At 68.1% G+C, this 24,046-nt stretch carries 23 protein-coding genes; all 23 read left to right on the top strand.

Annotation, left to right across the window (positions count from 1 at the left end):
- Positions 1–142 precede the first annotated feature (142 nt).
- Entirely contained in the window at positions 143–1,312 is a 1,170-nt protein-coding gene (locus tag HCA44_RS18090; RefSeq protein WP_346764785.1) for an AI-2E family transporter, read from the top strand.
- Between the two features lie 120 nt (positions 1,313–1,432).
- Positions 1,433–2,419 carry an acyl-CoA thioesterase gene (locus tag HCA44_RS18085; protein WP_169650715.1) on the top strand — a complete coding sequence of 329 codons (987 nt, stop codon included), beginning with the start codon at positions 1,433–1,435 and terminating at the stop codon, positions 2,417–2,419.
- A gap of 123 nt (positions 2,420–2,542) precedes the next feature.
- Complete coding sequence (locus HCA44_RS18080; protein WP_169650714.1) at positions 2,543–3,463, top strand: polyphosphate polymerase domain-containing protein; 921 nt, start codon at positions 2,543–2,545, stop codon at positions 3,461–3,463.
- Positions 3,464–3,513: 50 nt separating this feature from the next.
- A complete protein-coding gene (locus HCA44_RS18075; protein ID WP_169650713.1) occupies positions 3,514–4,191 on the top strand; it encodes a DUF4956 domain-containing protein in 678 nt (225 codons plus the stop codon).
- On the top strand, positions 4,191–5,888 hold the full coding sequence (locus tag HCA44_RS18070) for a CotH kinase family protein (RefSeq protein WP_169650712.1): 1,698 nt from the start codon (positions 4,191–4,193) through the stop codon (positions 5,886–5,888). Before HCA44_RS18075 ends, HCA44_RS18070 begins: the two co-directional genes overlap by 1 nt.
- A 47-nt stretch (positions 5,889–5,935) precedes the next feature.
- On the top strand, positions 5,936–6,601 hold the full coding sequence (locus HCA44_RS18065) for a DUF47 family protein (RefSeq protein WP_277350842.1): 666 nt from the start codon (positions 5,936–5,938) through the stop codon (positions 6,599–6,601).
- A gap of 6 nt (positions 6,602–6,607) precedes the next feature.
- Entirely contained in the window at positions 6,608–7,594 is a 987-nt protein-coding gene (locus HCA44_RS18060; protein ID WP_346764781.1) for an inorganic phosphate transporter, read from the top strand.
- Positions 7,595–7,655: 61 nt separating this feature from the next.
- Positions 7,656–7,907, top strand: a complete 252-nt coding sequence (locus HCA44_RS18055) for a hypothetical protein (RefSeq protein ID WP_169650710.1) — start codon at positions 7,656–7,658, stop codon at positions 7,905–7,907.
- Between the two features lie 84 nt (positions 7,908–7,991).
- Positions 7,992–8,378, top strand: a complete 387-nt coding sequence (locus tag HCA44_RS18050) for a response regulator transcription factor (RefSeq protein ID WP_169650757.1) — start codon at positions 7,992–7,994, stop codon at positions 8,376–8,378.
- A gap of 269 nt (positions 8,379–8,647) precedes the next feature.
- Complete coding sequence (locus tag HCA44_RS18045) at positions 8,648–9,022, top strand: NADH-quinone oxidoreductase subunit A (protein ID WP_169650709.1); 375 nt, start codon at positions 8,648–8,650, stop codon at positions 9,020–9,022.
- Between the two features lie 51 nt (positions 9,023–9,073).
- Positions 9,074–9,628: an NADH-quinone oxidoreductase subunit B gene (locus HCA44_RS18040; RefSeq protein ID WP_169650708.1), complete on the top strand. Its 555-nt coding sequence runs from the start codon at positions 9,074–9,076 to the stop codon at positions 9,626–9,628.
- On the top strand, positions 9,625–10,314 hold the full coding sequence (locus tag HCA44_RS18035) for an NADH-quinone oxidoreductase subunit C (RefSeq protein WP_169650707.1): 690 nt from the start codon (positions 9,625–9,627) through the stop codon (positions 10,312–10,314). Before HCA44_RS18040 ends, HCA44_RS18035 begins: the two co-directional genes overlap by 4 nt.
- Entirely contained in the window at positions 10,314–11,612 is a 1,299-nt protein-coding gene (gene nuoD, locus HCA44_RS18030; RefSeq protein ID WP_169650706.1) for an NADH dehydrogenase (quinone) subunit D, read from the top strand. The genes HCA44_RS18035 and nuoD overlap by 1 nt, the downstream gene beginning before the upstream one ends.
- Positions 11,609–12,409 carry an NADH-quinone oxidoreductase subunit NuoE gene (gene nuoE / locus HCA44_RS18025; protein WP_169650705.1) on the top strand — a complete coding sequence of 267 codons (801 nt, stop codon included), beginning with the start codon at positions 11,609–11,611 and terminating at the stop codon, positions 12,407–12,409. The genes nuoD and nuoE overlap by 4 nt, the downstream gene beginning before the upstream one ends.
- A gap of 4 nt (positions 12,410–12,413) precedes the next feature.
- Positions 12,414–13,739, top strand: a complete 1,326-nt coding sequence (gene nuoF / locus HCA44_RS18020; protein ID WP_169650704.1) for an NADH-quinone oxidoreductase subunit NuoF — start codon at positions 12,414–12,416, stop codon at positions 13,737–13,739.
- Positions 13,736–16,144 carry an NADH-quinone oxidoreductase subunit G gene (locus tag HCA44_RS18015; RefSeq protein ID WP_169650703.1) on the top strand — a complete coding sequence of 803 codons (2,409 nt, stop codon included), beginning with the start codon at positions 13,736–13,738 and terminating at the stop codon, positions 16,142–16,144. The genes nuoF and HCA44_RS18015 overlap by 4 nt, the downstream gene beginning before the upstream one ends.
- Complete coding sequence (nuoH, locus tag HCA44_RS18010) at positions 16,141–17,394, top strand: NADH-quinone oxidoreductase subunit NuoH (RefSeq protein ID WP_169650702.1); 1,254 nt, start codon at positions 16,141–16,143, stop codon at positions 17,392–17,394. The genes HCA44_RS18015 and nuoH overlap by 4 nt, the downstream gene beginning before the upstream one ends.
- Positions 17,387–17,920, top strand: a complete 534-nt coding sequence (gene nuoI / locus HCA44_RS18005) for an NADH-quinone oxidoreductase subunit NuoI (RefSeq protein ID WP_206038328.1) — start codon at positions 17,387–17,389, stop codon at positions 17,918–17,920. Before nuoH ends, nuoI begins: the two co-directional genes overlap by 8 nt.
- Positions 17,917–18,645: an NADH-quinone oxidoreductase subunit J gene (locus HCA44_RS18000; protein WP_346764780.1), complete on the top strand. Its 729-nt coding sequence runs from the start codon at positions 17,917–17,919 to the stop codon at positions 18,643–18,645. The genes nuoI and HCA44_RS18000 overlap by 4 nt, the downstream gene beginning before the upstream one ends.
- Positions 18,642–18,941: an NADH-quinone oxidoreductase subunit NuoK gene (gene nuoK / locus HCA44_RS17995; protein WP_169650701.1), complete on the top strand. Its 300-nt coding sequence runs from the start codon at positions 18,642–18,644 to the stop codon at positions 18,939–18,941. The genes HCA44_RS18000 and nuoK overlap by 4 nt, the downstream gene beginning before the upstream one ends.
- Before the next feature lie 16 nt (positions 18,942–18,957).
- Positions 18,958–20,838: an NADH-quinone oxidoreductase subunit L gene (gene nuoL, locus HCA44_RS17990; protein WP_169650700.1), complete on the top strand. Its 1,881-nt coding sequence runs from the start codon at positions 18,958–18,960 to the stop codon at positions 20,836–20,838.
- On the top strand, positions 20,838–22,445 hold the full coding sequence (locus HCA44_RS17985; protein ID WP_206038327.1) for an NADH-quinone oxidoreductase subunit M: 1,608 nt from the start codon (positions 20,838–20,840) through the stop codon (positions 22,443–22,445). Before nuoL ends, HCA44_RS17985 begins: the two co-directional genes overlap by 1 nt.
- The gene (nuoN, locus tag HCA44_RS17980) at positions 22,442–24,025 is read left to right on the top strand and encodes an NADH-quinone oxidoreductase subunit NuoN (protein WP_169650699.1); all 1,584 of its coding nucleotides are present in this window, start codon (positions 22,442–22,444) and stop codon (positions 24,023–24,025) included. The genes HCA44_RS17985 and nuoN overlap by 4 nt, the downstream gene beginning before the upstream one ends.
- Positions 24,026–24,046 lie beyond the last annotated feature (21 nt).

Raw genomic sequence — 24,046 nt, 5'->3', positions numbered from 1 at the left:
GTTACGCGAGCGGACCACGGCATTCCCGGTATTCGATTTCCGGTGCGGCGAAACACACCGTGGGGGAAGCTGAGTCGTGGCCGCAGGCGTGGCAGCACCCCGACGAGAGGAGCCGGCCGTGGAATCCACCGACCACACCCCGGTGCCACACGACGCCGAGACCGCGTCGGGGCAGGCCGAAAGGCGCGCATGGTCCATTCCCCGCGGTTCGATCGTGCTGCTGACCGCCGCCGCGGCCGTCGTCACGATCGCGGGTATCCGATCCCTCGCGGGCATCGTCGCACCCACATTCCTCGCGTTGATGCTGACCATCTCGATGCATCCCGTCCAGGAGTGGGCCGCTCGCAAGCGCTGGCCGACGTGGGCAGGCATGCTCGCCGCCGTCCTCGCCGTGTACACCTTCCTGCTCGCCCTGGTCGTCGCGCTGGTCGTCACGACCGCCCAGCTCGCGTCGGTGCTTCCCGACTACGCCGAGGATTTCGACGACCTCCTTTCCGGCGTGCGGTCGTCGCTCGCCGCAGCGGGCGTGAACGACTTCCAGATCCAGAACCTCCTGCGGGACGTAGACCTCGCGCACGCGGTGGCATTCCTCGAATCGGCACTGCGCGGAATCCTGTCGGTCGTGTCCAATCTGCTGTTCGTCCTCGCGCTGCTGCTGTTCATGGCGGTCGACGGCATGAACATCGGTCGCAAACTCGACATCATCGGCCGGCTCCGCCCCGACATCCGGTTCGCGTTGACCACCTTCACCCTCGGCACCCGCCGGTACCTGACGGTGTCGACAACATTCGGGTTGATCGTCGCGGTGTTCGACGGAACGGCGCTGTGGATCATGGGTGTTCCGCTTCCGCTCGCGTGGGCGGTGCTGTCGTTCATCACCAACTACATCCCGAACATCGGCTTCGTGCTGGGCGTCATCCCGCCCGCGCTGCTGGCGCTGCTCGAGGGCGGGCCGTCGCTGATGGTGTGGGTGATCGTCGTCTACAGCGTCATCAACTTCGTCATCCAGTCGATCATCCAGCCCAAGTTCGTCGGCGACGCCGTCGGGATCACCGTCACGATGACCTTCCTCGCGCTGGTGTTCTGGTCCTGGGTGCTCGGCCCGCTGGGCGCGATCCTCGCGATCCCGCTCACACTGTTCGCGAAGTCGATGCTCCTCGACATCGACCCGGCCACACGCTGGGCCAACGTCCTCGTCAGCGACATGCGTGAACCCGAACCGGAGCCGCTGCTCCCCCCGGCGGCCAGCCCGCTTGCGGTCGCCGAAGACGCGGTGGAGGCGGAAACTCGGGACGACGAGCCGCGGGCATGAGACGCCCCTCACGCCCGCGACGACGCGAAGGAGAACAGTTCCTCACATCGCCGTAGCGGACCGGAAACGCTCTGTGCCTAGCGTCACGGTGGTCGCCCCGTTCCCGCAGCAGGAGGTTCCGTGCCCGCACGACCGCGCCACACCACGCTCCGCTTTCTCGCCGCCCCCGGCGACGTCGGTTCGCTCGGCGACGACGCCGTCCATTCGGGCCGCATCCTCGAATGGATCGACAAGGCCGCGTACGCGCAGGCCACGGGGTGGAGCGGCACGTACTGCGTCACCGCGTACGTCGGCAACGTCCGCTTCCACCGCCCGGTGCACTCGGGTCAGCTCGTCGAGGTGGAGACGCGGCTCGTGCACACCGGGTCGACCAGCATGCACATCCACTGCGAGGTGCGTGCCGCCGATCCCGTCGACCGCGAGTTCGTGCAGTGTTGCGAGTGCCTCGTCGTGTTCATCTCGATGGCCGACGGAAGACCCGCGGCGGTACCCGCGTGGACGCCGCAGTCCACGGTCGACCGCTTCCAGCAGGACCGCGCGATCACCCGCATCGGCCTCCGCAAGGACATCGAACAGGCGATGGCCGAGCAGATCTACTCGTCGGCGGGCACGGCACCCGAATGCACGATGCGTTTCCTCGCGTCGCCGTCCGACGTCAACTGGGGCGGCAAGGTCCACGGCGGCACGGCGATGAGATGGATCGACGAGGCCGCGAACGCCTGCGCGACCGGGTGGGCGGGGACGCCCACGACCAGCGTGTACGCGGGCGGCGTGCGGTTCTACCGGCCGATCCACATCGGGCACGTCGTCGAGGTGTCGGCGCGGCTCGTCCACACCGGGAAACAGACCATGCACGTGTCGGTGCACGTCCGCGCGGGCGATCCGTGCACCGGCGCCCTCGAACTCACGACGCACTGCCTCGCGGTGTGCGCGGCCGTCGGGCCCGACGGCACGCCGGTTCCGGTGCCGCCGTGGATTCCGGTGTCGGCCGAGGACCTGGCGCTCGACGAACACGCACGGCACCTGATCGCGCTGCGCCGCCGGTGCACGCACCTGCGGCCGCTGTCCGAGCACGGCCGGGCCGACGCCGAACTCGCGGGCGTGTGACAGGTCGGCCCACGCCTTCCCAGGAAACTGCCAGCTTTCCCCAACGTTCCCGTGAGTACCGCCCGCTGTACTGGTGAAGTTCGATTTCGACCGCCACAGCGTGTGGGAAAGAGGCTGGTATGTATGGGGATGTTCGACCGATTCCGCACGTCCGCGTCCGGCGACGGCGTGGGAACCGACGACCTCCGGGTCGAGGACGCGCCGGTCGGCCCCACCGGGTACCAGCAGACCGCGAGCAAGCTGCACTCGTTCAACCGGTACGAGATCAAGTACCTGGTCGACGAGTTGCGTGTCCCGGAGCTGCGTGAAGAACTCACGGCCCGCATGGACAGCGATCCGTTCTCGCCCCACGGCGGCTACCCCGTGACGTCGCTGTACTACGACACCGCGGACCTGCGCTTCTACTGGGAGAAGATCGAGGGCCTCAAGTTTCGCCGCAAGGTACGGCTGCGGCTGTACGGCCCGCCTGCCGAGTGCACCGACGACACCCCCGTCCAGGTCGAGATCAAGCAGCGCGTCAACCGCGTGACACAGAAGCGCCGCACCGCAATGCCGTACGGACTCGCGCAGCGTTGGCTCAACGGCCGGGAAGAGATCGAGCACGACGCGTCGCAGCGTGGGTTCGTGAACGAGGTGACGACACTCGTGGGCAACCTCGACCTGCGCCCGATCGTGACCACCGGCTACCTGCGCGAGGCATTCGTCGGCCGCGATTCGGACCTGGGATTGCGCATGACGATCGACCACAAGGTGCACGGCCGCGACCGCGACTTCCACTTCGCCTCGGGCGCCGAGAACCGCTACATCATCCCGCCGAAACTCGCGATCGTCGAGCTCAAGGCGAACGAGCGGGTGCCCTACTGGGCGACGGATCTGACGGCGCGCCTGAACATGTCGGTGATCCGCGTGTCGAAGTACTGCCAGTCCGTCGAGGCATTCGGCCTCGCACCGCGCTCACGCACAGGCGCTCCCGAACTCGTCCTCCCCGCGGACTTCGACGGTCGAGTCGACTCGCGCGTCTTCGACTCGTCGCTCGCCGGCTGAACCCGGCGCTCCACCACAACCGGATACCCCGAAACCAGATACAGGAACTCATGAACCTCGACATCCAAGACCTCAGTGGGACGTTCACGACGTTCGATATCGTGGCCTCGCTCGTACTGTCCTTCGTCCTCTCGGCGATCATCGGCTGGGTCTACCGCTACACGCACAAGAACGTCTCGTACAGCCAGTCGTACGTGCAGACCCTCGTGATGGTCGGCATGATCGTGTCGATCATCATGCTGGTGGTCGGCTCCAACATCGCCCGCGCGTTCGCACTCGTCGGTGCGCTGTCGGTGGTCCGATTCCGCAACGCCGTCAAGGAAACCCGCGATGTCGGGTTCATCTTCTTCGTGATGGCCATCGGTATGACGACGGGCACCCGTTTCTACCTGCTCGCGATCGTCGCGACGGCTGTGATCTGCCTCGTGCTGCTGCTGATGTACAAGTTCAGCTGGTTCAAGCTGGACGTGCAGCGCCAGGTGGTGAAGGTGCAGGTGCCGCCGGAGCCGGGCTACACCAATCTCGTCGAGGACATCATGATCGACTACTGCACCGACTACGAACTCGTGTCCACCGAGTCCGTCCGTTCCGGTGCGCTCAACGAGCTGTACTACACGGCGCAACTGAAGAAGAGCAAGAAACCGGCCGATCTCATCGCGGCACTCAGCGACATCAACACCGGCCAGCGTGTCACGGTCCTGACCGGATACGACCAGACGGACATCTGATGACCGCGCCGCACGGTGGCGGCCCACCGCAACCGAGAACACTTTTTCGGCATCGTATTCCGAAGTCGGTACGACAGCACTGGAAGCTCGTGGTGGCGCTGGCCGCGGTCCTGGCCGTGCTCGGCGGCGTCTTCGGCAGCGTGTCCATCCGGCCTTACATCACGGGGGACGCGACCGTCATCGCGTCGCCGATCACCGACAACATCACCGGCACGGTCGACCTGTTCGACACGTCCGTCGACCACGAGCTCTCGATCGACATGACCGACGCCGAGTACGACGACATGATCACGTCGTTCCAGTCGACCGGCGAGAAGAAGTGGGTCAACGCGACCGTCACGATCGACGGCACCGTCGTCACCGATGTCGCGGTGCGACTCAAGGGCAACTCGACGTTGATGGGCGTGCGCGGCGACGGCGCCGGACCTGGCGGCGAAGGCTTCCAGCCTCCGGAAGGGATGGAGCTGCCGGAAGGGTTCGACCCCGCCGCGATGGGTGAAGGCATGGGCGGTATGGGCACGGTCTCGCAGGCCTCCGCCGACGACCCGACGTCGCTGCCGTTGCTGCTCAGCTTCGACGAGAATGCGGACGGCCGTGCGTACCAAGGGATGACGGAGATCTCGGTACGCCCGGGCAGCCCGGTGCTCAACGAGGCGATGGCGCTGTCGCTCACCGACACGACGGATCAGCCGACGCAGCAGTATGCGTACGCCGTGTACTCGATCAACGGCGGTGCCACCGCGACCCGCCTTTTGCTCGCACATCCCGACGACACGTACGCGAACGAACTGTTCGACTCGGACGGCTACCTGTACAAGGCGGACGCGTCGTCACGGTTCGAGTACGTGGGACGCGACCAGTCCGACTACTCGGAGCAGTTCACACAGATCAACGCGGCCGATTCCGGCAACCTGCAGCCGATCGTCAACTTCCTCGAGTGGATGGACTCGGCGAGCGACGAGGAGTTCGAACAGCATCTGGGCGACTGGGTCGACGTCGAGTCGTTCGCGAAATACCTTGCCACGCAGAACCTGATCGTCAACGCCGACGACATGGCGGGACCGGGACAGAACTACTACCTGTGGTACGACCTCGAGACCGAGAAGCTGTCTGTCGTCTCGTGGGATCTCAACATGGCGATGCAGGGCGACGCCACCACGGGGCCCGACGAGGCCGTCTCGATGGGTCCCGGTGCTATGGGAGGCGGCATGGGCGGCGGCCGCCAGGACCAGGCTCCCGATGCCGCGCAGACAGGCGAAGACACGGGTCAGCAGGGCAGCATGCAGCGCCCGGCGAATGGTATGCAGCCACCCCAAGGCGGGATGCGCCCGCAGGGGAACATGCCCCAGGGAGAAATGCCGCAAGGCATGCAGCCGCCCGCCGACGGCGAGACCGGCGGTGACGCGCAGCAGCAGGGAATGCCTGGCGGTGCCGGTGGGCATTCTCTTGGTGGAAACGAACTCAAGACTCGCTTCCTCGCGTCGGACGAGCTGCGCAAGGTCTACGACGAGCAGTACTGGAAGCTCTACGACCAGATGTACGGCAGCGGTACGGCGAGCGCGATTCTCGACGACATCGCGGAATCCGTGCCGACCAGCGACGGCCTCACCGATGAGGACCTGCGCTCGAGCGTCGACACGATGCAGTCGTGGATCGACCAACGTCGCACCGCGCTCGACGCGGCCCGCGACCAATGAACTCGGGATGCCGGCACGCCCCCTCACGTGTCGGCATCCCGACCCTTCTGCCCATTCGGCACGCACCGCGAACACGCACGCGTAAAGGAGCTTTCGCGTTCTCCCGATTCAAACCCAAGAACGACCTGTTCTACGACCTCTTCTCGTCATCCGCCCACACCCTGGCCACGGCGACGAAGGTGCTGGCCGAACTATTCGATCCCGAAGCGGACATTGCTGCGATCGCCACCCGTATGGTCGAGCTCGAGCACGAGTGCGACCGGATCACCGACGAGCCCTTCCGCACGCTCAATTCGAGTTTCGTGACGCCTTTCGACCGCTCGGACATCTATCTGCTCGGGTCGAGCCTCGACGACGTCATGGACCACATGGAGGCCGCGACACACCTCGCGACGCTGTACCGCGTACCGCGGATCCCACCGCACCTGTGTGACGTCATCGGCGTCCTCGACAACTGCGCAAAGGTCACGTCGGATGCGATGCCGCGCCTGGCGACGATGAAGAACCTCGAGCCGTACTGGATCGAGATGAACGCGCTCGAGAACCGTGCCGACCAGATGTACCGGTCTTTTCTCGCCGAACTGTTCGACGGCAACGTCGACGCGCTCACGGTCATGAAGCTCAAGGACATCGCCGACGAACTCGAAGACGCCGCCGACGCATTCGAGCGGGTGTCGCATGTCGTCGAGTCAATCGTGCTCAAGGAGTCGTGAGCGACCGTGTTCCTTCTGATCGTGGTGATCGGTCTGGCGATGGTGTTCACCTTTACCAACGGGTTCCACGATTCCGCGAATGCGATCGCCACATCGGTCTCGACGCGTGCACTCACGATGCGAGCGGCGCTCGCGATGGCAGCGATCGGCAATCTCGTCGGCTTCTTTTTCGGCGCCAAGGTCGCGTCGACGGTCGGTGAGGGGATCATCGAACTCGAGGTCGGGCCGTACGCACTCGCAATCGTCGCGTGTGCACTCGTCGGCGCGATCGGATGGAACCTCGTCACGTGGTGGTTCGGCTTGCCGTCGTCGTCGTCGCATGCACTCGTCGGCGGCATGGTCGGCGCGGCCCTCGCGGGCGGAATGACCGTGCTGTGGACCGGCGTCTTCGACAAGATCCTCGTGCCGATGATCGTCTCTCCCGTCATCGGATTCGTGCTGGGCGCGACTGTCATGATCGCGATCCTGTGGCTGTTCCGTAAACGCTCACCGGCGGGCACCGGCCGGGGATTCCGCCGCGCGCAGACACTGTCGGCTGCGGCGATGGCATTCGGGCACGGCATGCAGGACGCCGCGAAGACCGTCGGGATCATCGTGCTCGCACTCGTCGTCGCGGGGTACCAGGATGACTATTCGATCCCGATGTGGACCCTTCTCGTGACCGCGGCCGTTCTGGCATTCGGCACGGCAACGGGCGGCACGCGGATCATGCGCACGCTCGGGCGCAAGATCATCGAGCTCGACCCACCGCACGGCTTCGCGGCCGAAGCGACCGCAGCGTCGGTGCTGTACGTCGCGTCGGCCGGAATGGGCGCGCCGGTGTCGACGACGCACGTCATCCCGTCGGCGATCATGGGCGCCGGTTCGACGAAGCGCACGTCGGCGGTGCGCTGGGCCGTGGCGGGAAACATGGTGGCCGCGTGGGTCACGACCTTCCCCGCTGCCGCCGCATTATCGGCAGGGACGCTGCTCGTGGCCGACTTCCTGGTGTGAGAGCGCGATAGGCCGCTGACACCCGTCGTCGACGGCACCGACCTGTCCGGAAGGAGCTGGCATGAACACGCGCGTGTTGTCGATCGGCATCGACCCGCACTTCCTCGACTACTCCACGCTGCCCGGCCGCACCGAGGGCGAGGTCGGGCTCGTGATGGTTGGCGGCGGAATCCGCATGATGCCGCAGAACACTCTTCTGTTCGAGCGCATCGTCAACGCGGTCGTCGAGCTGTCGCCGTCGAGCCGGTTGTGCTTCAACTCGTCGCCCGAGACGACCGTCGACGCGCTCCGTCGGGGGCTCGGCGACCGATGATTCCGGTGTGCCGCCGGGCAGAATGCGCCAGGTGTCGTTAACATCGGCACTGTGTCCTCGGATCACACCTCCCCGTCGGCGCCGCTGCGTGTGCTCGTCTACAGCGACGACGCACTCACGCGCGAACGGGTGATGCAGGCGATGGGGACGCGGCTGCATCCCGATCTTCCCGACCTCGAGTACGCCGAGGTCGCCACCGCCCCGATGGTCGTGCACCACATGGACGAGGGTGCCATCGACCTCGCGATCCTCGACGGCGAAGCCACCCCTTCCGGCGGCCTCGGCCTCGCGAAGCAACTCAAGGACGAGCTCGAGCACTGCCCGCCGATCCTCGTGCTCACCGGTCGCGCCGACGACGCGTGGCTCGCCCACTGGTCGCGCGCCGAGGCCGCGGTGCCGCAGCCCATCGACCCGATCGATCTCGCGGCCGCGGCACTCCCCCTGCTCCGCAAGGCCGCCGTCCGCTCCTAGCCCGCGCACCGAACGGGCGGTTTCGCGGCTGTCGGTCGAGTGGATTTCCGAGAAACCGCCCTGTCGGCGAAGCCGATCAGCCCAGGTCAACGCGTCGAGGGCTGGTTTTTCGCACTCGGTGCGACACAGCCCGGTCAATCGCGTGCGCTCGGTCACAAAATGTGTAGGGTCGGTCTTGTATCACACCGGTTCGGCACCGTGATTCCGGGGCTCCCGAAGGGAGAGGGTCGCGGGGCTCCCGAGATGTACAGGCGAGAGGTGGCGGTCGCATGAACGTCTACACACCGATCCTCGTGCTGGGAGCCGTCGCGGTCGCGTTCGCCGTCGTGTCCGTCGCGATCGGGTCGTTCGTGGGTCCGAGCCGGTACAACCGGGCCAAACTCGAAGCCTACGAGTGCGGTATCGAACCCACCGCGCGTCAGCGGGTGGGCGACCGGCGCGGTGGTCAGCGTTTTCCGGTCAAGTACTACCTGACGGCGATGCTGTTCATCGTCTTCGACATCGAAATCGTCTTTCTCTACCCGTGGGCGGTGCACTTCGACGCCCTCGGCTACTTCGGCCTCGCGGCGATGGCGTTGTTCGTCGTCAACGTGTCGGTCGCCTATGCATACGAGTGGAGACGCGGTGGCCTCGCCTGGGGTTGACCGGACAAGCGAAACCATCTGGAACCGAGAGTGTTTCGGAAGTGAGAATCCATGGGTCTCGAAGAGAAGGTGCCCAGCGGTTTCCTGCTGAGCACCGTGGAGAGCCTCGCAGGCTATCTGCGTAAGGGCTCGTTGTGGCCGGCGACGTTCGGTCTCGCGTGCTGCGCCATCGAGATGATGGCCACGAGCGGGCCGCGTTTCGACATCGCACGATTCGGTATGGAACCGTTCCGCGCGTCGCCGCGTCAGGCCGACCTCATGATCGTCGCGGGCCGCGTGAGCCAGAAGATGGCGCCCGTTCTGCGGCAGGTGTACGACCAGATGGTGGAACCGAAATGGGTTCTGTCGATGGGGGTCTGCGCGTCGTCGGGTGGCATGTTCAACAACTACGCGATCGTGCAGGGAGTCGACCATGTCGTCCCCGTCGACATCTATCTGCCCGGCTGTCCGCCGCGGCCCGAGATGCTGCTGCACGCAATCCTGAAGCTGCACGAGAAGATCGGGCAGATGCCGCTCGGTGTGCACCGCGACGAAGCGATCCGCGCGGCCGAAGCCGCGGCCCTCGACACCCGCCCCACGATCGAGTTGAAGGGGCTGCTGCGATGAGCGACACCCCACCGCCCGAGCGGCCGCACGACGACGTCATCGGTGTGCGCCAGGGCATGTTCGGCGTCCACGGCACGGGCGACACGTCTGGCTACGGCAGGCTGCGACATCCGGTCATGTTGCCCGGCAGCGCCCCTCGCCCGTACGGCGGCTGGTTCGACGAGTTCGCCGACACCCTGCACGACGCGCTCGCCGAGCACGGCGGCTTCGACGCGGCGGTGGAGAAGGTCGTCGTGCACCGCGGCGAGCTGACGCTGCACGTGCGGCGCGAGTTCCTGCCCGTCGTCGCGCGCACCCTGCGCGACCATCCCGACCTGCGATTCGAGATGTGCCTCGGCGTGAGCGGCGTGCACTATCCCGACGACACCGACCGCGAACTGCACGCGGTGTACCCGCTGTTGTCGATCACGTGGAACCGGCGCGTGCGGCTCGAGGTCGCGGTGCCGGACGCCGACCCGCACGTCCCGTCGCTGTTCGACGTGTATCCCACCGAGGACTGGCACGAACGCGAGACCTACGACTTCTTCGGCATCGTCTTCGACGGGCACCCGTCGCTCACGCGGATCGAGATGCCCGACGACTGGCAGGGCCACCCGCAGCGACGCGACTACCCGCTCGGCGGTGTGCCCGTCGAATACAAGGGCGCACGCATTCCACCTCCCGACGAGAGGAGGGCCTACAGCTGATGAGCGACGACACGGCAACCGTGTACACGGCCTCGGGCCAGGACTGGGACGACATCGTGGACGCGGCACACGAGATCGGCGAGGAACGCATCGTCGTCAACATGGGCCCGCAACATCCGTCGACGCACGGCGTGCTGCGCCTGATCCTCGAACTCGAGGGCGAGACGGTCACCGAGGCACGGTGCGGAATCGGCTACCTGCACACCGGGATCGAGAAGAACCTCGAGTACCGCAACTGGACACAGGGCGTCACCTTCGTCACGCGCATGGACTACCTGGCGCCGTTCTTCAACGAGGTCGCGTACTGCCTCGGCGTCGAACGGCTGCTCGGCGTCGAGGACGACGTACCCGAGCGCGCGAACGTCGTGCGCGTCATGCTGATGGAGCTCAACCGGGTCTCGTCGCACCTCGTCGCGCTCGCGACGGGCGGCATGGAACTCGGTGCCGTCAGCGCGATGCTGTTCGGATTCCGCGATCGCGAACCGATCCTCGACGTGTTCGAGTCGATCACCGGACTGCGGATGAACCACGCGTACATCCGCCCGGGCGGGCTCGCGCAGGATCTGCCGGACGGCACCGTCGACAAGGTGCGCGAGTTGCTGCGGTTCCTGCCGAAGCGCATCGCCGATCTCGGTGCGATGCTCGACGAGAACCCGATCTGGCGCGCCCGCACCCAGGGCATCGGCTATCTCGATCTCACCGGGTGCATGGCGCTCGGCATCACCGGGCCGGTACTGCGCTCGACCGGCCTGCCACACGATCTGCGCCGTTCGGAGCCCTACTGCGGCTACGAGAACTACGAATTCGACGTCGTCACCGACGACGGCTGCGACTGCTACGGGCGTTACCGGATCCGCGTGCGCGAGATGGCCGAGTCTCTGAAGATCGTCGAGCAGTGCCTCGACCGGCTGCGCCCGGGCCCGGTGATGCTCGAGGACAAGAAGCTCGCGTGGCCTGCCGATCTCACCGTCGGGCCCGACGGTCTCGGCAACTCGCCCGAGCACATCGACCACATCATGGGCAACTCGATGGAGGGGCTCATCCACCACTTCAAGCTCGTGACGGAGGGCTTCCGCGTCCCGCCCGGGCAGGTGTTCACGTCGGTCGAGTCGCCGCGCGGCGAGCTGGGTGTGCACATGGTGAGCGACGGCGGCACGCGTCCGTACCGCGTGCACTTTCGCGACCCGTCGTTCACGAACCTGCAAGCGGTCGCGGCGATGTGCGAGGGCGGCATGGTGTCCGACGTGATCGCCTCGGTCGCGAGCATCGACCCCGTGATGGGAGGTGTCGACCGATGACCGACGATCTCACGGCACGCGAACCCGTGTTGCTGTCCTTCGGGCCGGGCGCGCTCGGCACGGCCTTCGGGGCGGGCCCCGACGAGCAGGTGCAGCTGGTGCGGCCCGGCGCCCGCACCAGCTATCCGACCGACGTGCTCGCCCGCCTCGACGCCGACGCGACGGCGATCCTCGCGCGTTACCCGCAGCCGCGTTCGGCGCTGCTGCCGCTCCTGCATCTCGTGCAGGCCGAGGACGGCTACATCACGCCCGCGGGCATCGACTTCTGCGCGGACGTGGTCGGACTCACCGGCGCCGAGGTCACCGCGGTGGCGACCTTCTACTCGATGTACCGGCGCGGCCCCACCGGCGACTACCTCGTCGGGGTGTGCACCAACACGCTGTGCGCGATCATGGGCGGCGACGCGATCGAATCGGCGTTGCAGGAGCACCTGGGCGTCGAGTCGGGCGGCACCACCGACGACGGGGCCGTCACGCTCGAGCACGTCGAGTGCAATGCGGCGTGCGATTACGCACCGGTGATCATGGTCAACTGGGAGTTCTTCGACAACCAGACTCCCGAGTCGGCGCGCGCCCTCGTCGACGCCCTGCGCCGGGGCGACGTGCCCACTCCCGCACGCGGGGTCGCGCCCTGCACGTTCCGGGAGACCGAACGCATCCTCGCCGGATTCCCCGACCCCCGCGACGGCGTCGACGACGCCCCGAGCGCGGGCGACGCGAGCCTCGCCGGACTCCGCGTCGCACACGAAAAGGGCATGTACGCACCCGATCCCGAGCTTCCCGGAAACAGGGAGTGAGCACATGGACACCGCCGCGCCCCGCACGGGGCTCACCCCGGTTCTGAGTCGACACTGGGACGAACCACAGTCGTGGACGATCGACAACTATCGCGAACACGGCGGCTACGACGGGCTGCGGGCGGCACTCGCGATGCCACCCGACGACGTGATCGAGACCGTCAAGGCGTCCGGGCTCCGCGGCCGCGGCGGCGCAGGCTTCTCGGTGGGCACCAAGTGGTCGTTCATCCCGCAGGACGACCCCACCACCCCGCACTACCTGGTCGTCAATGCCGACGAGTCCGAACCCGGCACGTGCAAGGACATGCCGCTGCTGCTCGGGTCGCCGCACAGCCTGATCGAGGGCGCGATCATCGCGTCGTACGCCATCCGCGCGCACCACGCGTTCGTGTACGTGCGCGGCGAGGTGGTGCCGGTGCTGCGCCGGCTGCACCGCGCGGTCGCGGAGGCGTACGACGCGGGCCTGCTCGGCTCCGACGTCCTCGGTTCCGGTTTCGACCTCGAACTCACGGTGCACGCCGGCGCAGGCGCCTACATCTGCGGCGAGGAGACCGCGCTGCTCGACTCGCTCGAGGGCCGACGCGGCCAACCTCGGCTGCGACCGCCCTTCCCCGCGGTCGCGGGCCTGTACGCGTGCCCCACCGTGGTCAACAACGTCGAGTCGATCGCGAGCGTGCCGTCGGTCCTGGCGCACGGACCCGACTGGTTCCGCTCGATGGGCACCGAGAAGTCCCCCGGCTTCACGCTGTACTCGCTGTCGGGGCACGTCGAGAAGCCGGGCCAGTACGAGGCGCCGCTCGGCATCACGCTGCGCGAACTGCTCGACTACGCGGGCGGCGTGCGGGCCGGGCACGAGCTCAAGTTCTGGACACCCGGCGGCTCGTCGACGCCGATGTTCACCGACGAACACCTCGACGTACCACTCGACTACGAGGGTGTCGGCGCGGCCGGATCGATGCTCGGCACCAAAGCACTGCAGATCTTCGACGAGACGACATGCGTAGTGCGCGCGGTGCTGCGGTGGACGGAGTTCTACGCGCACGAATCGTGCGGGAAGTGCACGCCGTGCCGCGAAGGCACCTACTGGCTCGTGCAACTGCTGCGCGGGCTCGAGAACGGCACCGCCGACCCGGGTGACGTCGACAAACTGCTCGACGTCACCGCGAGCGTCGTCGGAAAGTCCTTCTGCGCCTTGGGTGACGGCGCGGGCAGCCCGATCACGTCGTCGATCCGGTACTTCCGCGACGAGTACGCCGCGCACCTCGACCACGGCGGGTGCCCGTTCGACCCGGTCCGATCGACACTCATGGCGGGGGTGGACAGCATATGACGCACACCGATCCGGCGAACCGCGCGGAGCACGACGCCGCCGTGGCCACCGACCTCGTGACCGTCACGATCGACGATCACGAACTGACGGTCCCCAAGGGCACCTTGGTCATTCGCGCGGCCGAGCTGATCGGCGTGCAGATCCCACGCTTCTGCGACCACCCGCTGCTCGATCCGGTGGGCGCGTGCCGCCAGTGCCTCGTCACCGTCGAGGGACAACGCAAACCCCTCGCGTCGTGCACCACCACCGTCACCGACGGCATGGTCGTACGCACGCAGTACACCTCCGACGAGGCGGAGCAGGCGCAACGTGGCGTGATGGAACTGCTGCTCATCAACCACCCGCTCGACTGCCCGGTGTGCGACAAGGGTGGCGAGTGCCCGCTGCAGAACCAGGCGATGTCGTCGGGCCGTGTCGAGACGCGGTTCGACGGCACCAAACGCACGTTCCCCAAACCCATTCCGCTCTCGACCGAGGTGCTGCTCGACCGCGAGCGATGCGTCCTGTGCGCGCGGTGCACCCGCTTCTCGCAGCAGATCGCCGGCGATCCCTTCGTCGACCTGCTCGAACGCGGCGCGAACGAACAGGTCGGGGTGTACGGCGAGGAACCGTTCGAGTCGTACTTCTCGGGCAACACCGTGCAGATCTGCCCCGTCGGCGCGCTCACGAGCGAGACCTACCGGTTCCGGGCCCGCCCGTTCGACCTCGTCTCGACGCCGAGCACGTGCGAGCACTGCGCGAGCGGCTGCGCGCAGCGCACCGACCATCGGCGAGGAACGGTCCTGCGCCGTCTCGCAGGCGACGACCCGCAGGTCAACGAGGAATGGAATTGCGACAAGGGCCGCTGGGCGTTCACCTACGCGACGGAGGGCGACCGCATCGAGACGCCGCTCGTGCGCGGCGAGGACGGCGTCCTCGCACCCGCCTCGTGGCCCGCGGCACTCGCCGTCGCAGCGCGCGGGCTCGCCGCGGCACGCGGCAGTGCGGGCGTCCTGGTGGGCGGCCGCGCGACCGTCGAGGACGCGTACGCGTACGCGAAGTTCGCCCGCACCGTGCTCCGCACCGACGACGTCGACTTCCGGTCGCGCGCATCGTCGTCCGAGGAAACGGCGTTCCTGGCCGAGCACGTCGCGGGTCCCGGGATGCCCGTCACCTATCATGCGCTCGAGACCGCGCCGGTCGTGCTGCTCGTCGGATTCGAGCCCGAAGAGGAATCGCCGATCGTGTTCCTGCGCTTGCGCAAAGCGGCGCGGCGCGGCACCGCGATCCACTCGATCGCCCCGTTCACGACGCGAGGCCTCACGAAACTGTCCGGCAGGCTGCTACGCACGCCGCCGGGTGACGAGGCAGCCGCGCTCGAGTCATTGCTCGATTCCGACCTGCTACCAGCCGGGTCGATCGTGCTGGCCGGCGAACGGCTCGCGGGCACACCCGGTGGATTGCGCGCAGCGGTGCGGCTCGCCGACACGACCGGCGCCCGGCTCGCGTGGGTGCCGCGGCGTGCGGGCGACCGCGGTGCCGTCGAGGCGGGCGCCCTGCCGGGCCTGCTGCCCGGCGGTCACCCGCTCACCGAACCCGACGCCAGGCGGCGCATCGCGAACCTGTGGAATGTCACCGAGCTGCCCGAGGCGCCGGGCCGCGACACCGGCGCGATCCTCGCCGCGGCCGCCGACGGCACACTCGGCGCCCTCGTCGTCGGTGGCGTCGAGCTCGCCGACCTGCCGGACCCGCACGCGGCACGCGCCGCGCTCGACACGGCACCATTCGTCGTGAGCCTCGAACTGCGCAGCAGCGAGGTCACCGACCGTGCGGACGTCGTGTTCCCCGTCGCGGCCGTCGCGGAGAAGAGCGGCACCTTCCTCGACTGGGAAGGCAGGCCCCGCGCATTCGACACCGCACTGCGCGAGAGCGGCACGCTGCCCGATCACCGCGTGCTCACCGCCCTCGCGTCGGAGATGGGGGTCTCGCTCGGTCTCGCCGACCCGGCCTCGGCGCGCGCCGAACTCACCCGCGCAAGCCGCTGGGACGGGCCGCGGCCGTCGAGCGACGGCGGCGCGCCCCGAGAGCATGCGCGCCCCGACCGAGGGCATGCCGTACTCGCGACCTGGCGGATGCTGCTCGACCTGGGCCGCATGCAGGACGGCGAACGCAATCTCGCGGGCACCGCGCACCCCGTCGTCGCCCACCTGTCGGCGGGTACCGCGGCCGAGATCGGTGTCGCCGACGGCGAACCCGTCACCGTGTCGACGGCGCGCGGCGCGATCACCGTGCCACTGCGCATCGCCGATCTGCCGGAGCGCGTCGTGTGGCTGCCGCTGCGCTCGCTCGGCAGCGAGGTGTACGAGCAGCTCGGCGCCACCTGGGGCGAGACCGTCGCGATCACGGGCGAAGGGGCGGACTCATGACGGACCTGTCGGTATTCGGCCACGACCCGTGGTGGCTGGTGGTGGTCAAGGCCATCGTGATCTTCGCATTCCTGATGGGCACGACCGTCGTCATGATCTACGTCGAACGCAAGGTGCTCGGCTGGATGCAGCATCGCGTCGGGCCCAACCGCGTCGGCCCTCGGGGCATGCTGCAGACCGTCGCCGACGGCGTGAAACTCGCGCTCAAGGAAGGCATCATCCCGGCCGCGGTCGACAAGCCGGTCTACCTGCTCGCACCGGGCATCTCGATCGCCGCCGCGATCCTCGCGTTCGCCGTCATCCCGTTCGGACCCGTCGTGTCGATCTTCGGAACCCGAACCCCGTTGCAGCTCACCGACCTTCCCGTCGCCGTGCTGTACGTACTCGCGGTCACCTCCGTCGGTGTGTACGGCATCGTGCTCGCCGGCTGGTCGTCGGGCTCGACGTACCCGCTGCTCGGCGGGCTGCGCTCGTCCGCGCAGGTCATCTCGTACGAGATCGCGATGGGCCTGACCTTCGCGAGCGTGTTCGTGCTGTCGTCCACCATGTCGACATCCGGGATCGTCACCGCCCAGGACCGGCTGTGGTACGTGTTCGTACTGCTGCCGTCGTTCCTGATCTACCTCACGTCGATGGTCGGCGAAACCAATCGCGCGCCTTTCGACCTCCCGGAAGCCGAAGGCGAACTCGTCGGCGGCTTCCACACCGAGTACTCGTCACTGCGATTCGCGATGTTCATGGCGGCGGAGTACATCAACATGATCACCGTCTCGGCCCTCGCGACCACGCTGTTCTTCGGCGGCTGGCACGCACCGTGGCCGCTGAACATGTGGGACGGCGCGAACTCCGGCTGGTGGCCGCTCGTGTGGTTCGTCGCGAAGGTGTGGGCGTTCCTGTTCGTGTTCATCTGGCTGCGCGCGACACTCCCCCGCCTGCGCTACGACCAGTTCATGAACCTCGGCTGGAAGGTCCTCATCCCCACGTCGCTCGTGTGGATCATGGTCGTCGCGACCATCCGCGCCGTCACCGACGGCCCGCGTTCGGCGCCCGCGGTCACCGCGCTCGTGGTGTGCGGGATCGTCGTGTCGGCGGTGCTGCTCGTCGCCACCGGGCGGGTACTGCGCGGCGCGCCCGCCGAGCCGCCGCCGCGCGCCGAGGTGCCGTTCGACCCGCTCGCGGGCGGCTATCCCGTTCCGCCGCTTCCCGCACGTACCACCGTCTCCACGTCCCAGGAGGGCAGCGATGCCTGACTTCTTCGCTCCGATAGCCGGTTTCGGCGTCACTCTCGGCACGATGTTCAAGAAGCCGCTCACCGAGTCGTATCCCGAGCACAAGACGCCGACGGCGCCGCGCTACCACGGGCGGCACCAACTCAACCGTTACGACGACGGCCTCGAGAAATGCATCGGCTGCGAGCTGTGCGCCTGGGCGTGCCCGGCCGACGCGATCTACGTCGAGGGCGCCGACAACACCGACGACGAACGCTACTCACCCGGTGAACGCTACGGCCGCGTCTACCAGATCAACTACCTGCGCTGCATCGGCTGCGGCCTGTGCATCGAGGCGTGCCCCACCCGCGCGCTCACCATGACCAACGACTACGAGATGGCCGACGACAACCGCGCCGACCTCATCTACGACAAACAGCAACTGCTCGCCCCGCTCGAACCGGGCATGACGCCGGCACCGCACCCGATGGCCGACGGCGCGTCCGACGAGGACTACTACGCCGGACGCGTCTGCGGCGACGGCGGCGAGACGGGGGAACGATCGTGAACGCGGAGGCCGTCCAGTTCTGGATCCTCGCGGTCGTCGCGACCCTGGGCGCGCTCGGAGTCGTGTTCGCGCGCAAGGCCGTCTACTCGGCGCTGTTCCTCGCGACCACGATGATCGTGCTGGCCGTGTTCTACATCGCGCAGGGCGCACTGTTCCTCGGTGTCGCCCAGATCGTCGTGTACACGGGCGCCGTCATGATGCTCTTCCTGTTCGTGCTGATGCTCGTCGGCGTCGACTCGGCCGAATCGCTCGTGGAAACCGTACGCGGGCAACGTGTCGGTGCCGTCGTCGTCGGGATCGGTTTCGGCCTTCTCCTCGCGGGCGGTATCGGCGCCGCGACCGTCACCGACACCGGTGCGGGCATGCCCGCCGCAGGTGCGGGCAACGTCGAGGGGCTCGCGGAGATCCTGTTCCTGCAGTACGTGTGGGCCTTCGAGCTCACCGGCGCGTTGCTCATCACCGCGACACTCGGTGCGATGCTGCTGGCGCATCGCGAACGTTTCGAACGCAAACCGACCCAACGCGAGCTGTCCCGTGCACGTTTCCGCGGCGCGGGCCGTCCGACACCGCTGCCGAGCCCCGGCGTGTACGCGCGGCACAACTCGGTCGACATGCCCGCGCTGCTCCCCGACGGCTCCTACGCGCGCGACTCGGTCAGCCGCACCCTACGCACCGGCGGCTCGGGCAATCCGGAACTGCCCCTCGGGGAGGTCGAGCGGAGATGAACCCCGAGAACTACCTGTACCTGTCGGCGGTGCTGTTCACGATCGGTGCCGCAGGAGTGCTGTTGCGGCGCAACGCGATCGTCGTGTTCATGTGCGTCGAGCTCATGCTCAACGCCACGAACCTCGCGTTCGTCACGTTCGCGCGCATGCACACCGACCTCGACGGCCAGGTCATCGCGTTCTTCACGATGGTCGTCGCGGCCGCCGAGGTGGTCGTCGGCCTCGCGATCATCATGACCCTCTTCCGCTCCCGCCGATCGGCCTCGATCGACGACGCCGACCTGCTGCGGCACTGACCAAGATCGGGGGAACATGACGGCCGTCTGGTTGCTTCCCGCCCTTCCGCTCGCCGGGGCCGCGCTGCTGCTGCTCACCGGCAGACGCGCCGACCGGTGGGGCCACCTCGTGGGCGTCGCGGCCGCAGCCGCGTCGTTCGTCGTCGCGGCCGCGCTGTTCGTCGCGATGCTCGGTCGGCCCACCGCCGACCGGGCCGTGCACGAGCGGCTGTTCACGTGGATCCCCGTCGGCGAACTGCGCGTCGACTTCGGACTCCAACTCGACCAGCTGTCGATGTGCTTCGCGCTGCTCGTCACCGGCGTCGGCACGCTCATCCACGTGTACTCGGTCGGGTACATGAAGGCAGACCCCGGCAGGCGCCGGTTCTTCGCCTATCTCAACCTGTTCCTCGCCGCGATGCTGATGCTCGTGCTCGCCGACAACTTCCTCGGCCTCTACCTCGGCTGGGAAGGCGTCGGGCTCGCGTCGTACCTGCTGATCGGCTTCTGGCAGGACCGCCCGTCCGCCGCGACGGCCGCGAAGAAGGCATTCGTGGTCAACCGGGTCGGCGACGTCGGACTCGCGGTCGCGCTCATGATCATGTTCGCGACCTTCGGGTCGGTGTCGTTCGCCGACGTGTTCGGCTCGGCAGGCGCCGCGAGCGACGGCATCGTCACCGCCCTCGGACTGTTGCTGCTGCTCGCCGCGTGCGGTAAGTCCGCTCAGGTGCCGCTGCAGTCGTGGCTCGGCGACGCGATGGAAGGCCCGACGCCGGTGTCGGCGCTCATCCACGCGGCCACGATGGTCACCGCGGGTGTGTACCTCATCGCCCGCGCCAACCCGATCTTCGACCTCGCACCCACCGCGCAGCTCGCCGTCGTCGTGGTCGGCACCGTCACGCTGCTGTTCGGCGCGATCATCGGCTGCGCGAAGGACGACATCAAGAAGGCGCTCGCGGCGTCGACGATGAGCCAGATCGGCTACATGATGCTCGCGGTGGGCCTCGGGCCCGCGGGCTACGCGTTCGCGATCATGCACCTGCTGACGCACGGATTCTTCAAGGCAGGGCTGTTCCTCGGCGCGGGCTCGGTGATGCACGCGATGAACGACGAGACCGACATGCGCCGGTTCGGTGGACTGCGCGCCGTCATGCCGGTCACCTTCGTCACCTTCGGCGTCGGCTACCTCGCGATCCTCGGCATCCCGCCCTTCGCCGGCTTCTTCTCGAAGGACAAGATCATCGAGGCCGCGTTCGCGGAAGGCGGTGCGAAAGGGCTGATCCTCGGCGGCGCCGCACTTCTCGGCGCAGGCATCACCGCGTTCTACATGACCCGCGTCGTGCTCATGACGTTCTTCGGTGAAAGGCGTTGGCGGCCCGACGCACACCCGCACGAATCGCCCGCGGTCATGACGTGGCCGATGATCCTCGTCGCGGTCGGGTCGGTCGCCTCGGGCGGTGTCCTCGCGTTCGGCGGCTCCCTCGAACACTGGCTGGAGCCGGTCGTCGGGGCGCACCACGGCGAACTCGGCGTCCCCGTGTGGACGCTCACGGTCGGCACCCTCGTCGTCGTCCTCGCGGGCGTCGCACTCGCCTATCGGCAGTACGGCACCGCGCCGATTCCGGAGACCGCGCCGACCGCCGTCTCGGCGCTCACCACCGCGGCGCGCGCCGACCTCTACGGCGACGCATTCAACGAACGCGCGATCGAGGCTCCCGGACGCGCCGGAGTCCAGGTCCTCACGGCGGCCGACCGCCGCGGCGTCGACGGCCTCGTCGAGGGCATCGGGACGGCCGTGGCCGCGGTGTCGCGCGCGCTGCGCGGGCTGCAGAACGGGTTCGTGCGCTCGTACGCGCTCTACATGCTCACCGGCAGCGCACTCGTGTTGGCGTTCGCGCTCGTGGGAAGGACCTGGTGATGAGTTTCCCCTGGTTGACCGTCCTGTGGGTGCTGCCACTCGTGGGTGCCGTCGCGACCGCGGTCGTGCCCGCACGCGCCCCGCAGGCCGCGCGGGTCGTCGCGCTGGTGGCCGCCCTCGCGACCCTCGGCGTCGGTGCCGGACTCGCCGTCTCCTTCGACACCACGGCGGGAGCGGAGCAGTACCAGTTCGTCGAATCGCATTCGTGGATACCGGCGTTCGGCACCGGATACACACTCGGCCTCGACGGCATCGCGCTCGCGCTGGTCCTGCTCACCGTCGTACTCGTCCCGATCCTGCTGCTCGCGGCGTGGCGCGACGTGCCCGCCGAGCAGGACGCGTCGCGGCCCCGGCGGACCCACACGTACGTCGCGCTGTTCCTCGCCGTCGAGTCGATGGTCCTGATGTCCTTCCTCGCGCTCGACGTCCTGCTGTTCTACGTGTTCTTCGAGGCGATGCTCATCCCGATGTACTTCCTGCTGGGCGGGTTCGGTCCCGCCGCGGGCGCCGCACCACGCGCCCGTGCAGCCGCGAAGTTCCTGCTGTACAACCTCGCAGGCGGTCTCGTGATGCTCGCCGCCGTCATCGGCCTGTACGTCGCGAGCGCGGGCGAGTCGAGCCCGTTCGACAGCGGCACATTCGATCTGCGGGCACTGTCGACCGCGATCTCGTCGGGTGCCCTCGACCTCGACCCCGCCGTCGCGAACGCACTGTTCCTGGGTTTCATGTTCGCGTTCGCCGTCAAGGCACCGCTGTGGCCGCTGCACACGTGGCTGCCCGGCGCCGCCGCCGAAGCGACGCCGGCGAGCGCCGTGCTCATGATGGCCGTCGTCGACAAGGTCGGTACGTTCGCGATGCTGCGCTACTGCCTGCACCTGTTCCCGGACGCGACCCGCACCTTCACGCCGTTGATCCTCACGCTCGCCGTCGTGAGCATCGTGTACGGCGCGATCCTCGCGATCGGCCAGACCGACGTCATGCGCCTGATCGCCTACACGTCGCTGTCGCACTTCGGGTTCATCGTGCTCGGCATCTTCGCGCTCACCAGTCAGGGCCAGGCCGGGTCGACGCTGTACATGGTCAACCACGGCATCTCCACGGCGGCGCTCATGCTGATCGCCGGATTCCTGGTGTCGCGGCGCGGAACCCGCGCGATCGAGGCGTTCGGCGGCGTACGCAAGGTCGCCCCCGTACTCGCAGGCACCTTCCTGATCGCCGGACTCGCGACCCTTTCGCTACCGGGGCTCGCGCCGTTCGTGAGTGAATTCCTCGTGCTGATCGGCACGTTCACGCGCTATCCGGTAGCCGCCGTCGTCGCGTCCACCGCGCTCGTGCTCGCCGCGGTGTACGTGCTGTGGCTCTACCAGCGGCTCATGACCGGCCCCGTCAAGGACGGCAACGAGTCGATCACCGACCTCGGCAAACGCGAGATCGCGGTCGTCGCACCGCTCGTCGCTCTGCTGCTCGTCCTCGGCTTCTTCCCGAGGCCCGTCCTCGATGTCGTGACCCCCGCCGTCGAGGGCACGCTCGTCACGATCGGAGAACACGATCCGGCGCCCGACGTCGGGGGCCCGGCGTCCGCCGTTGCGGAAAGAGGTGACCGATGACCGTGTTCGCTCAGGACGCCCTGCCGTCCCCGCAGATCGACTACGCCGCGCTCGCGCCGATGCTCGTCGTGTTCGGTGTCGCCGTCGTCGGCGTGCTCGTCGAAGCGTTCGCCCCGCGGCGGTACCGGTACGGCGTGCAGCTCACGCTGTCGCTCGCGGGAATCGCCTGCGCGTTCGCCGCGGTCGTCGCACTGGCCGGTACCCGCGAACGCACCGCCGCCGGTTCCGTCGTCGTCGACGGTCCCGCACTGTTTCTGCAGGGCACGATTCTGGTCGCCGCCGCGGCAGGTGTGCTGCTGATGTCGGCGCGGTTGCCTGCCGCAGTCGCCGGGGCCGTGTCCGAGCGAGTCGGTGCGCGTGGCTCGGAGGCGTTCACGTCGCAGGCCTCCACGGCACCGGGCAGCGTCGCCGAGCGCGAAGCCACCAAAACCGGTGTCGTACAGACGGAAGTCTTTCCGCTGACCCTGTTCGCGGTCGGCGGCATGATGCTGTTCCCGGCGTCCGACGACCTGCTCACGTTGTTCGTCGCGCTCGAGGTGTTCTCGCTGCCGCTCTACCTGCTGTGCGGCATGGCACGGCACCGGCGTCTGCTCTCGCAGGAAGCTGCGCTCAAATACTTTCTGCTCGGCGCGTTCTCGTCCGCCGTGTTCCTCTACGGCGTCGCACTGCTGTACGGATTCGCGGGCACGCTGTCGTATGCAGGCATCGGCGAGGCGGCCGCCCGCGGCGACGACACGACGCTCGCGATGCTCGGCGGCGGACTCCTGACCGTCGGGCTGCTGTTCAAAGTCGGTGCCGTGCCCTTCCATTCGTGGGTTCCCGACGTCTACCAGGGTGCACCCACCCCGGTCACCGGGTTCATGGCGGCAGCGACGAAGGTCGCCGCGTTCGGTGCGCTGCTGCGCGTGTTCCACACCGCGCTGCCCCCTGCCCACCTCGACCTCGAACCGGTGCTGTGGGCGGTCGCGATCCTCAGCATGGTGGTCGGCGCCGTCGCGGCCGTCACGCAGCGCGACGTCAAACGCATGCTCGCGTACTCGTCGATCGCCCATGCCGGCTTCCTTCTCACCGGCGTCGTCGCATACGACGACGCGGGCACCGCGGCCACGATGTTCTATCTCCTCGCCTACGCGCTGTCGACGCTCGGTGCGTTCGCGGTCGTCACCCTCGTCCGCGAGACCGACGGCAGCGAAGCGACCGGACTCGACCGGTGGGCCGGCCTCGGCCGTCGCTCACCCGTCGCGGCAGGCGTGTTCGCGCTCATGCTGTTGTCGATGGCAGGCATCCCGCTCACGAGCGGTTTCGTCGCGAAGCTCGCGGTGTTCGGTGCCGCCTCCGGCAGCGGCGCATGGGTGCTCGTCGTGGTCGGCGTGCTGAGCAGCGCCGTCGCCGCGGTGTTCTACATGCGCGTGATCGCCGCGATGTACTTCACCGACGCCCCCGACGACGCCCCCACCGTCCGGATCCCGGGCGCGGGCGTCGCGATCACGATCGGTGCGTGCAGCGGCGCCACGCTCGTACTCGGCATCCTGCCGCAACCGCTGCTCGATCTCGCCGAACGTGCGTCGTCGTTCCTGTGAGTCTGCGCCTGCCCGAGCCCG

This window comes from Rhodococcus sp. HNM0569, from assembly GCF_012726205.1.
Classification (GTDB): Bacteria; Actinomycetota; Actinomycetes; order Mycobacteriales; family Mycobacteriaceae; genus Rhodococcus_F.
This window is presented reverse-complemented; position numbering and strand designations above follow the sequence as displayed.

Coding starts and splice junctions, on each gene's coding strand:
- nuoN (WP_169650699.1), top strand. CDS start 22,442: ATGACCGTGTTCGCTCAGGACGCCCTGCCGTCCCCGCAGATCGACTAC.
- HCA44_RS18075 (WP_169650713.1), top strand. CDS start 3,514: ATGAACCTCGACATCCAAGACCTCAGTGGGACGTTCACGACGTTCGAT.
- nuoI (WP_206038328.1), top strand. CDS start 17,387: ATGCCTGACTTCTTCGCTCCGATAGCCGGTTTCGGCGTCACTCTCGGC.
- HCA44_RS18080 (WP_169650714.1), top strand. CDS start 2,543: ATGGGGATGTTCGACCGATTCCGCACGTCCGCGTCCGGCGACGGCGTG.
- nuoF (WP_169650704.1), top strand. CDS start 12,414: ATGGACACCGCCGCGCCCCGCACGGGGCTCACCCCGGTTCTGAGTCGA.
- HCA44_RS18015 (WP_169650703.1), top strand. CDS start 13,736: ATGACGCACACCGATCCGGCGAACCGCGCGGAGCACGACGCCGCCGTG.
- HCA44_RS18045 (WP_169650709.1), top strand. CDS start 8,648: ATGAACGTCTACACACCGATCCTCGTGCTGGGAGCCGTCGCGGTCGCG.
- nuoH (WP_169650702.1), top strand. CDS start 16,141: ATGACGGACCTGTCGGTATTCGGCCACGACCCGTGGTGGCTGGTGGTG.
- HCA44_RS18035 (WP_169650707.1), top strand. CDS start 9,625: ATGAGCGACACCCCACCGCCCGAGCGGCCGCACGACGACGTCATCGGT.
- HCA44_RS17985 (WP_206038327.1), top strand. CDS start 20,838: ATGAGTTTCCCCTGGTTGACCGTCCTGTGGGTGCTGCCACTCGTGGGT.
- HCA44_RS18070 (WP_169650712.1), top strand. CDS start 4,191: ATGACCGCGCCGCACGGTGGCGGCCCACCGCAACCGAGAACACTTTTT.
- HCA44_RS18055 (WP_169650710.1), top strand. CDS start 7,656: ATGAACACGCGCGTGTTGTCGATCGGCATCGACCCGCACTTCCTCGAC.
- nuoK (WP_169650701.1), top strand. CDS start 18,642: ATGAACCCCGAGAACTACCTGTACCTGTCGGCGGTGCTGTTCACGATC.
- nuoE (WP_169650705.1), top strand. CDS start 11,609: ATGACCGACGATCTCACGGCACGCGAACCCGTGTTGCTGTCCTTCGGG.
- nuoD (WP_169650706.1), top strand. CDS start 10,314: ATGAGCGACGACACGGCAACCGTGTACACGGCCTCGGGCCAGGACTGG.
- nuoL (WP_169650700.1), top strand. CDS start 18,958: ATGACGGCCGTCTGGTTGCTTCCCGCCCTTCCGCTCGCCGGGGCCGCG.
- HCA44_RS18040 (WP_169650708.1), top strand. CDS start 9,074: ATGGGTCTCGAAGAGAAGGTGCCCAGCGGTTTCCTGCTGAGCACCGTG.